Here is a 13,650-nt window from a genome sequence, read left to right as displayed (position 1 = left end):
GCTGCTGAAGATTTCAGGGTATTCATCAATGATCACTTATTGTTTATCTTATTTATTGTGCGGCTTCAGCATGTTTCTGGGATCCAGGATCTCATCCAGCTTTTCCTGGGACAGGATTCCTTTTTCCAGCACCAGGTTATAAACGCTTACTCCGGTTTCCAGGGATTCTTTCGCAATCTCGGTGGAATGCTTGTATCCGATGTAAGGGTTCAGGGCCGTTACGATTCCGATGCTATGCTTTACCATGTTCAGGCAGACTTCGCGGTTTGCGGTAATTCCGGCCACACATTTTTCACGCAGGGTGTCCAGTGCATTGCAGAGGAAATGGATGTTTTCCATAATGGCATGGGAAAGTACCGGCTCCATCACGTTCAGCTGCAGCTGCCCGGCTTCAGCAGCAAAGGTAACCGTAAGATCGTTTCCGAAAACCTTAAAGCATACCTGGTTTACCACTTCCGGAATCACGGGATTTACTTTTCCCGGCATTATGGAAGAACCGGGCTGCATCGGCGGAAGATTGATCTCAAAAAGCCCGGCCCGCGGCCCGGAAGAAAGAAGCCTCAGGTCATTACAGATCTTTGACAGCTTTACGGCAAGACGTTTCATAGCAGAGGAATAGATGACATAAGACCCGGTATCCGGAGTTGCCTCTACCAGATCCGGTGCAGAAACAACCGGGAAACCTGAAATCTCCGCCAGGTTTTTGGCACAGAGCGCAGCATAGCCGACAGGAGCATTGAGACCCGTTCCGATGGCCGTAGCTCCCATATTCACTTCTACAAAAAGGCCGGCGTTGTTATTCAGCTTGGAAATGTCTTCTTCCAGCGTAGCGGCAAAGGCTTCAAATTCCTGGCCCAGCGTCATCGGAACTGCATCCTGAAGCTGCGTCCTTCCCATCTTGATGACATCCTGAAATTCTCTTCCCTTGGCGCGGAAAGCTTCCACAGTCTTTTCCAGCTTTTCGGCCAGGATCGCATTCATCTGCAGCAGTCCCATTTTAATGGCTGTAGGATAAGCATCGTTCGTAGACTGGGAAAGATTGACATGGTCATTCGGTGAACAGAATTCATACTGCCCTTTGTTCTTGCCTAATTTTTCCAGTACCCTGTTGGCAATCACTTCATTGGCATTCATGTTAATGGAAGTCCCTGCGCCACCCTGAATCATGTCTACCGGAAACTGTTCGTGCAGCTCGCCGTTGATGAGTTCATCACAGACTTCGGCAATGCTGTAATACATTTTTTCCTCCAGGAGACCCAGTTCATAATTGGTTTTTGCAGCGGCTTTTTTCACGAAGGCCAATCCCCTGATAAACTGAGGATAACCGGATAAAAGCTGGCCTGATATTTTAAAATTGTTGATTGCTCTCTGGGTCTGTACGCCATAATAAGCATTTACGGGAACTTCCAATATCCCCAGCAGATCACTTTCTTTTCTGAAATTTTCCATAATTTATTGAGTAATATAACCGTGTACCGGTTTATCAATGTATCAATGTATAAATGTACCGGAATACCAATGTATCAATGCAGCAGTATACGAATATAACAATAAAAACGATAGCCGCCGGATTTTCATCCCTTACATTACCACATTGATAGATTATCAAATAGATACATCATCAAACCAACACATTGTTACATCGTTGCATTGTTAAATCGTTATATTATTACACTGTTACATTGTTATACTATTTCACCGGATATTTCTGGATTAATGCCTGAAGGATAGCATACGTTTCCGCATCCATCACTCCATCGTAATTCTGGGGACGGAAGTGGTACTGGAACGCTTCAATGGTCTTTTTCGTAGCATCATCCCATTTTCCGCTCAGGTCCAAGGCATATCCGAATTTCTGCAGCTGTGTCTGCACCGTCATGATAAATGCCGGATCAATGTATTTAGCCTGGAAATCGGTAGATACGGCCAGGTCATAATATCCCTGTTTGATCGGTTCTTCATACCACATACCGACCAGGTACTCATCATACAGCTTTTTCCAGGGAAATAATGGCCCGGGATCCTGTTTCCGGGTCGGGGCAATATCCGAATGCGCAAGTACATTGGTTGCCGGAATCTGATAGCGGGTTACAATATCCTTCACCAGGGCAGCGACTTTCCTGATCTGTGCTTCGTCAAAAGGAAAAAAATTCTTCTTCCCGGAAGCATCGGTTACATACCCCGTATTCACGATCTCAATCCCTATCGAATTATCGTTAAGGTTTTTATCATTTCTCCAGGCACTGATCCCTGCATGGTAAGCTCTTTTGTTCTCATCCACCAGCTGATAGATTTCATTATCTCCGGTATTGTTTACCAGGTAATGCGCACTCACCGCCTGCTGGGTAAGCACTGTAACCGACTTATCATCCGGCAATGCCGTATAATGAAGAATAAGGTACCGCTGCCTGAAATTCTGGGCAATGGCAGGGAAATAAGTCTTCACGACTTTATACCCTGCAGGCTTTGCAGAAACGATGGAACCGTAACTTGCCGTATTGTCATTTTTAGTAATATCCGCTATATTGACATTGTAAAAGTCAACACCGTGCTCGGTACTTACCTTCGGTTTTTCAGGGGTTGTCTTTACCGCGGTTTTCGGCTGTACCGAGGGAGTTCTCGGAATGTATTGTTTTTTGTTCGATTTCGGCGTAGATCCACACGAATAGACGAGTGTGCTTAATCCGATGATATATAATGTTTTACGCATGTGCTTATTTTTTGTGTCGTTTATTACCTCAAAAATACGGAAATTTTTCCTGAAAAATATTTGGTAAATAAAGAAATCTATTCTATATTTGCACTCGCAATAACGGAACAACGATCTTTCAAAAAGCGTTATTATTGGAGAGTTGCCTGAGAGGCCGAAAGGACATGTTTGCTAAACATGCGTACTGGAAACGGTACCAAGGGTTCGAATCCCTTACTCTCCGCAAACTGTTTACTCGGGGCGTAGCGTAGTCCGGTCATCGCGCCTGGTTTGGGACCAGGAGGTCGCAGGTTCGAATCCTGCCGCCCCGACTTTTTTCAACGCGCTTATTTATTAAGCGGAATCGACCTTACAATGGGTGCGTAGCTCAGCTGGATAGAGCATCTGCCTTCTAAGCAGACGGTCAAAGGTTCGAATCCTTTCGCGCTCACTCTATGGTCATCAGGATTTTCTAAATTCTGATGACTTTTTTTTTGACCTTCTAATCCGCTCTTACTCAGCTTAATAAGATTAAGAAAAGCATTCGATTTAGGAGTTCGAAAAGTCTTGCCGTCAAACTCCAGTTTTTGGTAGTAAATTGAACTCGCAATCTTCCTTCTATCATTTAAACTACCTCCGACATATCTCTGCGCTAAATTGGATATACCATCTAATGCTAAAGACAGTTTGCCTGGGATATCTTGATCTTTACCTGCTTTAACAAGTCCTTTCAGATTTTCTTCGAGTTCTTCAAGTTTCTGTTTACATTCTTTTTTGACCTCAGTGTAATCATCCTCGTCCAATCTATCAGTTAAAAACAGATCTCTTGCCTTAGTTAACTTCTGGTTGACTTTCTCAATTTCTGCCATCACTGATTTTCTTTCGTCATCTACATTACCACAATATTTTTTGTAATTCCTTAAAAGAGCTACTTTTAGCAGGTCCTTATATTCAGGTAATATCTCATATTTTCTTAAGTCATCTACAAACTTTTTGTTTAAATCATCAGAATTATGTCTGAATCCACATTTAGAATTACAATGATAATAACTATAAAATTTGGTGTTACCTTTTGAGGTACTTGCAGTCAATGTGTTACCGCAGCGAGGGCAGATTAAAATCCCGCGCAAAGGAAAACTTTCATTGCTCAAAACCTTGCTCTCTCCGACCTCAGTCCTACTCTTTCTGCTTTTCCCCTCCAGGACCCGCTGAACCTTCTTAAATAGCTCTTCGCTAATTAAGGGTACATGTTTCCCTTTAACGTAATGTGCAGGTTCATTCTCAAATTCCGCAATAAAAACTTTTCCGGTGTATACAGGATTTCGGATAGCAACCATGAAGGCATTTCTGGTCAAATTTTTACCCTGCCTTTTATTCATCAGCACGCGTATGTGCTCAGACGGCAGTTCGCCTTTCGCTATTTCTTCAAATGCCCATATAATATTATCAGCCTCGGGATGTAAAACACCTATATATTTCCTTCCATCCTCTGTAGATCTGTTTATATATCAGTACGGCGGTGTGCCCATAATCCGGCCTTCTTTTCGTGCCCTCCTCATTCCATAAAATACATTCAGAGCCCTCCTATCATTTTCAACTTCCGGCGTTGAGAGATATATCGCCAGTACGATCTTGTTCTCCGGGATTTTAAGGTCTAACGGCTGTTCTATTGCTTGAGGCTCTACTTGTAAGCTCTCCAAAACACTGATCATATGATATGCATCCCCAGCATTTCTACTAAACCGATCCCATTTAGTAAATAGGATTAACTGTGGCTCCCGATCTTTCTTACTTCTTTTCTTCAAATTTTTCAGATAAGCGGTCCATTCAGGTCGTTCAAAATTTTTAGCGGAATGATCCTCAAATATTACATTCTGAACTGCAATACCGTACTTTGCACAATATCCCTTTAGCCGCTCTGCTTGGTCTCTTTGTGAATAACCTTTGTCAGCCTGTTCATCTGTAGATACACGAATATACAAATCGGCTATTTTGCTGCCATAGTTCTTTTTCATACTAATACATTTAACTTTGAATAATTTTAGGAATTAACATGACTGGACTGCTGTCCTCGTCTTCATAGGACGGAAATCTGAAATGTAAATCAGCTGTCCCAAATAACTCTTTCTCATTGAACATTATTTATAATCTCGGTTATCTCGGTTAAACTAATAAGCTGAATGATAATATTTTATCACCACGAAGGTCATTACAAAATTACAAAAAATAGATTATTCCGGAGAGAAGTACTGTTTAATGGTGACCCTTGTTAGCATATGTAAAAAATCGAGCATTTCGACAGCTTCTTCTTCGCTAACTTTTTTACCGGTTTTGCGGACAGCCTCCATAAACTCGTCTAGGGAAATTTCTTCCAGCTCAATAAAAGCGGATTGCTTCAACATCTCAAGGTTGAATTTTTTGCTTGCTTTGGAAGTTCCATATTTTTTCATATTAGCTGAAACCTTAAGGTAAAGCTATCTTAAAATATTCCCAACAGATCAAGAATGGAAATAAAGTGACTAACTTTTCCTACAATTTCCTATGAATATTTGCTTTCATTTCATTACGGAAAACCGTAAATGCTTTTAAATACATTTACCTATTTTAGTGTATAAAAGCATATTCAAATAACAGCTGATAATTATTAAGTAGATGGATATTTTTCTCGACTCTCTAAGGCATTGTTTTTTAACTGACATATTGGCCTTAAGGATTGGATGGATGAAGGCTCAAATTAGGTAAAATTCCAAATGTAAGGACAAGGATTTTTGTATAAATGGGACAATTTGTCGTTAAAAAACTTAGGGCATAATTACTGTGATCTACAAATTACAAATTATAAACATATGGCAACCAGTGTAATTGCAAGACAGAGCGGTGACGACTTCCAATCAAAATTTTTTTGGCTAAAAGCCTGTGGATTAAATCTTCCACATACTTGCATCAAAAAAGTTGCATGGGAAATGGATTCTACCTTTGGATTCGACGACGTTGTGGTATATTATGAGCCAGCAGCCAAAGAATCAGGGTATGACGTGACAGAAGACTACTACCAAGTAAAATTCCATGTTGACCACAAAAGAGGATTTACTTGCGACGCGCTAATGGACCCGGAATTTATTGGAAATAAGACAGAATCAATTTTACAGAGATTACATAACAATTATAAAAGTGATCCAACTAATTTTGCTTCTAAACGGTACAATATCGTAAATACCTGGGGCTTGGACCACAGTGATAATCTACGACTATTACTTGGTAATAATGGAGGTATTCGACTTGATAATCTTTTTAAAAAAGGACCGAAATCCACAAATGGTAAAATAAGGGAAGCTTGGAAGGCTCATCTTGAAATTCATAGCGATGATGAATTGCGGGAAATACTGGCACCGTTAAGAATAATGCACAGTTTTGGGGATGAACGCCATGTAAAGGATCAACTAAATTCTAATCTTTTACTTTCGGGTTTGAAACCTATACCTGCAGATCAACACTCCAGCAAATATAATGACCTTATTCAAAAATTGCACGCATCAGGCAAAAATATCTTTACTAAAGATGAGCTATTCGACATTTTAAAAGCTGAGGAACTTTATATTGGGAAGGCTACTGATGAGGAAAACTATTTTAAGGTAGGGGTGCGTAGCTTTAGAAAAGGTGCAGAAAATTTGCATAATGAAGTTGATCAAATCAGCTGTTTTCTTCACTGCTTTTCGAGTAGATTTATTTTGGAAGAATATGCTGGAATGGAATTCATTAACGAACAAATAAAGGCCACTGCAGAGAAAATAATTGAAAATAAAAAACCTGTCCTATTACATCTAGATACGCACCTATCCCTAGCAACCTTATTAGGATCTCAGCTCAATCCTAAATATGGCGTTCCAGAAATTACACTTGTACAAAAAACATTTAATGGTAAGAAGTTATGGAAAGCCGATACAGAAACCACATCAGCACAGACTGCACCTTTTTGGACAATCACAGAGGAACAGCTCAATGAACACGGTGACGAAACGGTCTTGTCAATTAACGTGACACATAACATAATCGAAGATGTAAATGCATTTGTCGAAGAAAATCTCGCCCACGTCAAAGCAATTGTCCACGCAACCATACTGCCAAAAATTGGAGCTACCTCATTAATCAATGCCAATCACGCAGTTTCAGCACTCGAAGAACTAATAAATACAGTTAAAACGGTGAAACGTAAATGCTCAGTGATGGGGAAAGTTCATGTATTTATTGCCGCACCAAATGCCCTTGCTTTCTATCTTGGCCAGAAGATCAGCTTACTTGGAAAAGTGGTGCTATATGAGTTTGACTTTGAACAACAACGAAATGGTGGGTATCATGCCATTTTGGAAATATAATAACTTAATATTAAACCTACATGAAAATCAATTCGTATTTCAATGACTTTTTGTCAAATATTAGACTCACATCTTCTCAAAAAGAGGATTTAAAAAGAGGACATAAAACATTACGTGACCGTCTTAATACAGATGATGAACTTAAGGACATCATTATTTCAACATTCCTACAGGGTAGTTACAGAAGGTCTACAGCTGTCCGACCTTTAAATGGTAAACGCGCAGATGTTGATGTGATAGTAGTCACCAACCTGGACCGAAATGAAATTACACCTCAGCAGGCCATTGAAAAATTTATCCCATTCGTAGAAAAACATTATAAGGGAAAGTATGAAATTCAAGGTCGATCAATTGGAATTGAACTATCTTACGTCGATCTGGATATTGTAATAACTTCTGCTCCGTCTGAATCAGATAGAGAACTTCTAAAATCAAGCAGTGTGACCTCAAGTCTAATGCTTGAAGATTTTACCAACGATTATGAATGGCGCCTGACAAAAGGATGGAGCGATCCTGATCCTATGAAATCTTTTATTTTTTTGGCAGAATCTGTAAAAAACCAAGCGGAGTGGAAAATGGAGCCTTTATGGATTCCGGACAGTGAAGCTGATTCCTGGGACCAAACTCATCCACTAGAGCAGATCCGTTGGACTAGAGACAAGAATAAAAATACAAACAAGCATTTTGTAAATATTGTTAAAGCATTAAAATGGTGGAGGACGCTGAAGCTAACTGACCTAAAATATCCAAAAGGTTATCCAATTGAACACATGATCGGTGATTGCTGTCCGGACGGTGTCACTTCTGTTGCCGAAGGTGTTTACAAGACACTGCAGGGAATAGTTGACACCTACAGTTCAGAGAGATTGTGGGGGACTACTCCTGTCCTACCTGACCGAGGTGTACCAGAACACAATGTGTGGAAAAGAGTTTCCAATGATGATTTTATTTCATTTTATGATTCTGTGGAAGAATATGCAGCTTTGGCGAAGGAGGCATTGGAGGCTGAAACTTTAAAGGAGCAAGTAGAAAAGTGGAGAGAATTCTTTGGTGATAAATTTCCATCTTATGACGGAGATGACACTAAAAATACGCTATCCTCTGGCTCAGCTGGGTTTACAACAAGAAAAGAGAATACAGATGCTGGACCAGGTAGATTTGCATAATTTGGAGCCTACCGAAATATTAAAAGCTGCTCGTAGACGACTGGAGGATATTAAAGGTTATCAAATGCTGGAGGACTTGGTCTGGAACCACTTTGTAAAAAAGTGGAAAATGACCTTTAAGATATCCATTGAAAGCTCAGACCAAGACCTAGTGCCAAACGAAACCGTTTGGCATGTTTTAGTTGACCATAAATATCCCGCAGGCAATATTTTGGTGGTGCCTGACTGCAAAGATGGCATTACAACCACTTTTCAACATCAGGATTTTAATCATATCGTTAAAGATCGACCATGGTCCAGCGGTAAATTATGTCTCGACGAGAGTCAAGGAAGCTGGGGAAGAAAACAATATCTTACTGAACCGAAATCCGCAACATCCAGACTTTATTGGCATATCGATAGATGTAAAAGCTGGCTGATCGCCGCCAGCAATAATACTTTGGTTGAAGATGGTGATCCCTTTGAATTGCCAGCATTCCCACCAAGACAAAAATACCAGCTTTTCTTTAACGAAAGCAGGGCTACTTTTGACAGCTGGTGTAAAAGTGATTATAAGGATGGAACTTTCACTTACAAGCAATTGAGGAAGGATATTTATCCAGTCCTTCAATTCAAAAGTGACAATTTTAGCCTGGAGCCGAATTGGGGTAAATACATTACAGATAACCAAAACGGTCATCAGCACGGTATTTGGCTACTTCTTGACAATATTCCTGTAATTAGCCCGTGGCAGATTCCCACTACTTTTGGAGAATTAATTGAGATATTAAATCTTCAAAAAATTGATCTGCTATCAACTTTTGTACGACAAACACAGAATCTAAAGAGACAAGGCTTACATCCTAATGTTGTTTTTTTAGGTTTTCCTGTGGCAGAGCGGATCGGACAGGACCATCATTTAATGCATTGGTTTGCGTTCACATATCCACAATTACCAAAAATAAAAGGATTCCGTCCCAATGCTATCGGCTTATCAAAACATCTTATTAAACTGGCCTTACAGCCTAATAAAAGAATAAACTGGATCAAAACAGATAATTGGAGTCAGGAACAATTAACAAATAGAGGTAGAATGACAAAAAATATGTCGGAAATGAAAGTATTGCTAATTGGTGCAGGATCTGTCGGCTCAATTTTCATTCAGTCACTGGTGAGACTTGGTATGAACGAAATTAAAGTAATAGATCCTGATACGGTGGTAGCAGGAAATTTATCGCGCCACGTTTTGACTCTAGACTCTGTGGGTGTTCCGAAAGCCGAAGCATTATCAAATCATCTGAACAGCATATTCCCTTCTGTACATAGCACATATGAAAATTCTTCACTTGACGAGGCCATCAGTCAAAATAAGCTAACCTTATCAGATTTTGATATTATTATTGAAGCGACTGGTCAAGATTCCGTCATTGCTTTTCTCAATGACAGTTTGGTGGATTGCACATGTTTGTTTACATCCATATCAACAGGCTACATGGCAGACACTTTGTACCTCTATATGAGTCGCCTTAGCAGGGGAGAACAAAATTTTTTAAGTGACTTTAATGCAAAATCTAAGAAGTGGCTGGAAATGGATGCAAAAAAGGTAAGCGGAGAAGAACAATTAATTGAAGGTATCGGTTGTTGGCACCCCTTATTCCCTGCTAGAATAGATGACATACAAATGCTTGCAGGTGCCGCAGTGAAAAGTTTTGAAAAGCAGATTTTTGATGGTGACACAGCTAAATTAACCATCATCCAAAAACAATATAACAACAACGATACATTTATAGGTATCAAAATATTCGAAGAATAACGATGGTCTACGCTAATATTGAAAATAATTTAAAAATTCATCTTTCCGAAGATCTACTTTTTGAACTACAAACGTATTGCACCCAGTCCGGACATTTAGAAACCGGAGGAATACTAATCGGACTATACACGGACAATAACATGTCCGCAAAAATTACGGCTGTCACCGGTCCACCCAGTGACTCTAAACATGGTAGAACAACATTTTTCAGAGGAACGAAGGGATTAAAAAAAACCTTAGACACCAACTGGAAAAAAGGTCAGTATTACCTCGGAGAATGGCATTATCATCCCTACGCATTACCCGACCCAAGCTTCCAAGATATCAACCAGATTAAGAAAATATCCACCGATCATAAATATTATTGTCCAGAACCATTGATGATTATTATCGGAATGGACGGAAAAAGCTTCATAAACCGTATTTTTGCGTCTTTAAAAGGGCAAAATTTAATTGAGTTTCATCCGCTAGAAAGAATAACCCCCTGATGTAAATTAAAATGATCCCGTTTCACTTGTATTTCCCCGAATTTCATGGTTTTTTCATTCTTTAATTTTGCAAAGATCAAGAAGAAACTTTCTGCGTTTTTTCGACATCAACGAAATCGAAAATACACCTATTATTTAGTCTGATTTATCCATTCACTTAAAAATTCATTTACATCCAGAACATATTGCTCAGCATCAACTTTTGATTTTAACTGCCCAGCATGCGCTACGGCATTTCTGCGTACCCTGAGATCATCAATATTTTCAATCAGCAAATCCCTCGGCGTATTGAAAATATCTGCCAATTGGGTTACCAGAATCGCAAATTCAGTTGAAGAACAGCCCGGGTTTAAAGAACTCCGACCGAATTTAAATTTTTCCAAAGACGATTGCATACCTCCTAACATCCATTTTTTAACAGGATCGACTCTGTAAAAAACTTTTTTCAACTCATTTTCAAGAGCTCTGCCATATTGCAGTATAACTGGAGAAAAGTCACTTGACAATGTAATCGTATTTAATAAGAACTGACCTGATGCTAAATATTTGACCGTTGTAGTTTCGAGCTTCGACGTATCGAATAAAACTTCTAAGTTTGCTTGATAACGGGATATATCCATTCTCGTGTCAAACTCGTCAATCTTTTCCTCCAATCTAGAAATTTTCTCTTCACTATCCTCCAGATTCGTCTTCATCGATTCAAATTCCAACACAAAGTTATCTCTCCTGATATTGAGTAAACTCAACTGTAAATTATTTGATTCGTCGAAGAATCCACCATCAAACACTTGGAACGGTATACTGCCATCATGTTGAATTTCAATAACTTCAACCTGTTTATTCCCACCGTTAATATTCTTAAAATGTCGAAGATAAAAAATTTTAACAAGGTCAACAGCATTTTGCGCTGCTACCAAATTTTGAAACTTACGAATCAAGTACTCACTGTGAGTTTCGATAACCAGCTGTATATTGAATTGTTTGTTGGCTTCAAAGAACATTTCTGCAAGCAGGGATTGCCATTTCGGATGTAAATTCGTCTCCGGTTCTTCGATCAATAACAGGCTAGGCTCAAAAATTTCCCTCCAATATTCACCATCTCCATCATAATCTTGGACTTCCCTCTTATTTTTTTCGGCCTGAACACAAATCTGAATGAGCAATAAAATGAGCTGCTTTATCCCGTAACCAAAATCCACAAGCTCGCGTTTCTCGCCATTCAAATCAATTACAGAAACAAAAATTAACTGGTAATCTTGCTTAAAATCTATATAAATCCTTCTCCCGATCTCAAAAGCTTGTAAATATCTATTTAAAAATGAATTTCTATCACCCTGTAATGGAAGGAAGCCCTTTAATAGGTTAATGAAAGGAGTATTTAAAGATGCATTATAAATTCTTACATGCTGTTCCCTTACTGTAGAAAGGTAATTAACCGAAAACAGACGCTGCTCTAAGTGAGACATAGTCTGTATAAATGCATGCTCAATAACATTGTAGTTTCTTTGATTATTAGTATCAACATCAATCCATTTTAGATTGTCCCTTAAGATCTCAAGACAGCTTGAATAAAAAACACCCTCAATCTCAAGTTGTGGATAAAAAAATTCAGGGGGATCAAAGTCTCGGTCTGAAACTTTTAAGGACCCCCGAAGTATTTTCTTCTTTAAGCCTTTATTAAGAAAACTTTCCCATGATCCTCTATCAGCCACCGGCTTGAATGAGCTCATTAATATAGACGGAATAACTCGAAAACCCTCCTTCTCTAAGGCATTTTCCAACCAAACTTTATCGTTCTGATTATCTTGATAAACATCATAAATTTCCAAGCCGTCGCTTAAAATGGATTTTAATTTTGCAGTATCGATCCGCCAATTAACAAAACCTATTGGAGGTTCTCCATCGGGTTTCCCAAAAATTCCGTATTTAATATAAAAATCCCTCTTTTTGTAGGTTGGATCGGCTTTCAGCTTTTCGTACTCTTCAATATCTTTTTTATACTTTCTCAGATCTCTGGCTTTGTCAGCTTTGGAAGCATTCTTATAAGCAAAAGAAAGGAGAACATCGCCATCCTGAGCGTCAGAAAGCTGCACCTCCCTTAATTTCGCCTTGTAAGGATCAGCTGGCAGTACCACATACGTAAGTGAGAGAAGTCCATGCCTTATCCCAAGGAAATTAAAGGGAAGTGAAACTGTTATTTTCTTCTTTGTTTTTTTGTAAAGTACATTTTCTAAATTTCCCAGCAGGTGTTCCTGTTCCGTGAGATCGAGTTCATAAGGAAAAACTTTTGCACTAACGCTATTTTTTAACAGCTGTAGTCCTTTGATTATTGAACTTTTCCCTGAATTATTCGTACCTGTCAATAAATTTATCGCAGAAAAGTTTTCAAGAATTCCTTGCTGATCATCAAAAATTCTGAAATTTTTAAGACCAAAAATGTTTACTGGTAACATTAACAAATTTTATTAGTAAGATTAATTCTCTGCAACCTTAGTAGTTCTCCAAGTATTTACCTCAAATAAAACGGCCGCATCACCTGAATTATTCCAAACGGAACTCTTTAAATCCCAGTAGATAAAATATTTTTTGTTTTTTCCACCATTGATATCAGTTGATCTTTTAATGCCAACTTTTGAATAGAGGACCACTTCGTCACCTTTTTTTACTTCCTGGGGCTTGAACCAGAAAGTGTGCCTCATTTTGTTGGAAATTTTACCTTCATCAAGATATGTTGTGTCGGAAATGATAAAGTAATACAGATTTGTATCTTCCAAAACCGATAATTCAACACGCTCACTTTCCAATGTACCAAAGTCCACCACTTGGTTGATTTTTAATTTCATAATAGATTATATAGCTTTTAAAGCAATTTATGAAAATTTCGAAGGATACCAAACACATTTAAAACCTTTCTAAATATTTTCTTAAATTTAAGTATGACTATACAGACCTCATAATAAAAAAATATGTTTGAAATTGAAATTCAAGGCTTGAAAATTGCTGTATCTGAACATATTGTAAATGGCCAGCAGGTCTTTAGGCTTTCATTTGCTGATAATAGAAAACCCCTGGTCGTTGCGCGCGCGAAAACATGGAATGGCGATACATACATGGACAAGCATTCCGCAGGGCCGTCAGAAGG

The 13,650-nt window shown here is 38.9% G+C and carries 10 protein-coding genes, 3 tRNA genes and 1 pseudogene; 7 read left to right on the top strand and 7 right to left on the bottom strand.

Annotation, left to right across the window (positions count from 1 at the left end):
- Positions 1-48: 48 nt before the first annotated feature.
- Both aspA and QZ735_RS10955 read right to left on the bottom strand, forming a co-directional pair.
- On the bottom strand, positions 49-1,449 hold the full coding sequence (gene aspA, locus QZ735_RS10960; RefSeq protein WP_294248151.1) for an aspartate ammonia-lyase: 1,401 nt from the start codon (positions 1,447-1,449) through the stop codon (positions 49-51).
- Between the two features lie 241 nt (positions 1,450-1,690).
- Entirely contained in the window at positions 1,691-2,710 is a 1,020-nt protein-coding gene (locus QZ735_RS10955; protein WP_294248148.1) for an N-acetylmuramoyl-L-alanine amidase, read from the bottom strand.
- Positions 2,711-2,846: 136 nt separating this feature from the next.
- Between QZ735_RS10955 and QZ735_RS10950 the strand changes: the two genes are divergently transcribed.
- The 3 genes from QZ735_RS10950 (at position 2,847) to QZ735_RS10940 (ending at position 3,140) form a co-directional block, all read left to right on the top strand.
- Positions 2,847-2,933: transfer RNA gene (locus QZ735_RS10950), tRNA-Ser, on the top strand.
- A gap of 13 nt (positions 2,934-2,946) precedes the next feature.
- Positions 2,947-3,021 (top strand) — tRNA-Pro (locus tag QZ735_RS10945).
- Between the two features lie 45 nt (positions 3,022-3,066).
- A tRNA-Arg gene (locus tag QZ735_RS10940) sits at positions 3,067-3,140 on the top strand.
- 541 nt (positions 3,141-3,681) lie between these two features.
- Here QZ735_RS10940 and QZ735_RS19535 read toward each other — a convergent pair.
- From QZ735_RS19535 to QZ735_RS10930, 3 genes and pseudogenes are all read right to left on the bottom strand, one after another.
- A pseudogene (locus tag QZ735_RS19535) lies at positions 3,682-4,068 on the bottom strand (recombinase zinc beta ribbon domain-containing protein); the annotation flags it as partial.
- A gap of 129 nt (positions 4,069-4,197) precedes the next feature.
- Complete coding sequence (locus tag QZ735_RS10935) at positions 4,198-4,704, bottom strand: recombinase family protein (RefSeq protein ID WP_294248145.1); 507 nt, start codon at positions 4,702-4,704, stop codon at positions 4,198-4,200.
- 216 nt (positions 4,705-4,920) lie between these two features.
- Positions 4,921-5,139 carry a hypothetical protein gene (locus QZ735_RS10930; protein ID WP_294248143.1) on the bottom strand — a complete coding sequence of 73 codons (219 nt, stop codon included), beginning with the start codon at positions 5,137-5,139 and terminating at the stop codon, positions 4,921-4,923.
- 396 nt (positions 5,140-5,535) lie between these two features.
- Between QZ735_RS10930 and QZ735_RS10925 the strand changes: the two genes are divergently transcribed.
- From QZ735_RS10925 to QZ735_RS10910, 4 genes are read left to right on the top strand one after another with little or no spacing between them, the layout of a single operon-like run.
- Entirely contained in the window at positions 5,536-7,062 is a 1,527-nt protein-coding gene (locus QZ735_RS10925) for an SAVED domain-containing protein (RefSeq protein ID WP_294248138.1), read from the top strand.
- 20 nt (positions 7,063-7,082) lie between these two features.
- On the top strand, positions 7,083-8,228 hold the full coding sequence (locus tag QZ735_RS10920; protein ID WP_294248136.1) for a hypothetical protein: 1,146 nt from the start codon (positions 7,083-7,085) through the stop codon (positions 8,226-8,228).
- Positions 8,131-10,020, top strand: coding sequence for a ThiF family adenylyltransferase (locus tag QZ735_RS10915; protein ID WP_294248133.1), 1,890 nt, complete (start codon positions 8,131-8,133; stop codon positions 10,018-10,020). Before QZ735_RS10920 ends, QZ735_RS10915 begins: the two co-directional genes overlap by 98 nt.
- A gap of 2 nt (positions 10,021-10,022) precedes the next feature.
- Positions 10,023-10,508 carry a Mov34/MPN/PAD-1 family protein gene (locus QZ735_RS10910; RefSeq protein WP_294248130.1) on the top strand — a complete coding sequence of 162 codons (486 nt, stop codon included), beginning with the start codon at positions 10,023-10,025 and terminating at the stop codon, positions 10,506-10,508.
- A 131-nt stretch (positions 10,509-10,639) separates the two neighbouring features.
- On the opposite strand, the gene QZ735_RS10905 is transcribed toward QZ735_RS10910, so the two are convergent.
- Together QZ735_RS10905 and QZ735_RS10900 are read right to left on the bottom strand one after the other, a co-directional pair.
- Positions 10,640-12,961: an AAA family ATPase gene (locus QZ735_RS10905; protein ID WP_294248127.1), complete on the bottom strand. Its 2,322-nt coding sequence runs from the start codon at positions 12,959-12,961 to the stop codon at positions 10,640-10,642.
- Between the two features lie 21 nt (positions 12,962-12,982).
- Positions 12,983-13,351, bottom strand: coding sequence for a hypothetical protein (locus QZ735_RS10900; RefSeq protein ID WP_027374889.1), 369 nt, complete (start codon positions 13,349-13,351; stop codon positions 12,983-12,985).
- Positions 13,352-13,650: the final 299 nt, after the last annotated feature.

This window comes from uncultured Chryseobacterium sp. (genome assembly GCF_913776365.1).
GTDB lineage: Bacteria > Bacteroidota > Bacteroidia > Flavobacteriales > Weeksellaceae > Chryseobacterium.
This window is presented reverse-complemented; position numbering and strand designations above follow the sequence as displayed.

Coding starts and splice junctions, on each gene's coding strand:
- QZ735_RS10915 (WP_294248133.1), top strand. CDS start 8,131: ATGACGGAGATGACACTAAAAATACGCTATCCTCTGGCTCAGCTGGGT.
- QZ735_RS10900 (WP_027374889.1), bottom strand. CDS start 13,351: ATGAAATTAAAAATCAACCAAGTGGTGGACTTTGGTACATTGGAAAGT.
- QZ735_RS10910 (WP_294248130.1), top strand. CDS start 10,023: ATGGTCTACGCTAATATTGAAAATAATTTAAAAATTCATCTTTCCGAA.
- QZ735_RS10905 (WP_294248127.1), bottom strand. CDS start 12,961: ATGTTACCAGTAAACATTTTTGGTCTTAAAAATTTCAGAATTTTTGAT.
- aspA (WP_294248151.1), bottom strand. CDS start 1,449: ATGGAAAATTTCAGAAAAGAAAGTGATCTGCTGGGGATATTGGAAGTT.
- QZ735_RS10955 (WP_294248148.1), bottom strand. CDS start 2,710: ATGCGTAAAACATTATATATCATCGGATTAAGCACACTCGTCTATTCG.
- QZ735_RS10930 (WP_294248143.1), bottom strand. CDS start 5,139: ATGAAAAAATATGGAACTTCCAAAGCAAGCAAAAAATTCAACCTTGAG.
- QZ735_RS10925 (WP_294248138.1), top strand. CDS start 5,536: ATGGCAACCAGTGTAATTGCAAGACAGAGCGGTGACGACTTCCAATCA.
- QZ735_RS10935 (WP_294248145.1), bottom strand. CDS start 4,704: ATGAAAAAGAACTATGGCAGCAAAATAGCCGATTTGTATATTCGTGTA.
- QZ735_RS10920 (WP_294248136.1), top strand. CDS start 7,083: ATGAAAATCAATTCGTATTTCAATGACTTTTTGTCAAATATTAGACTC.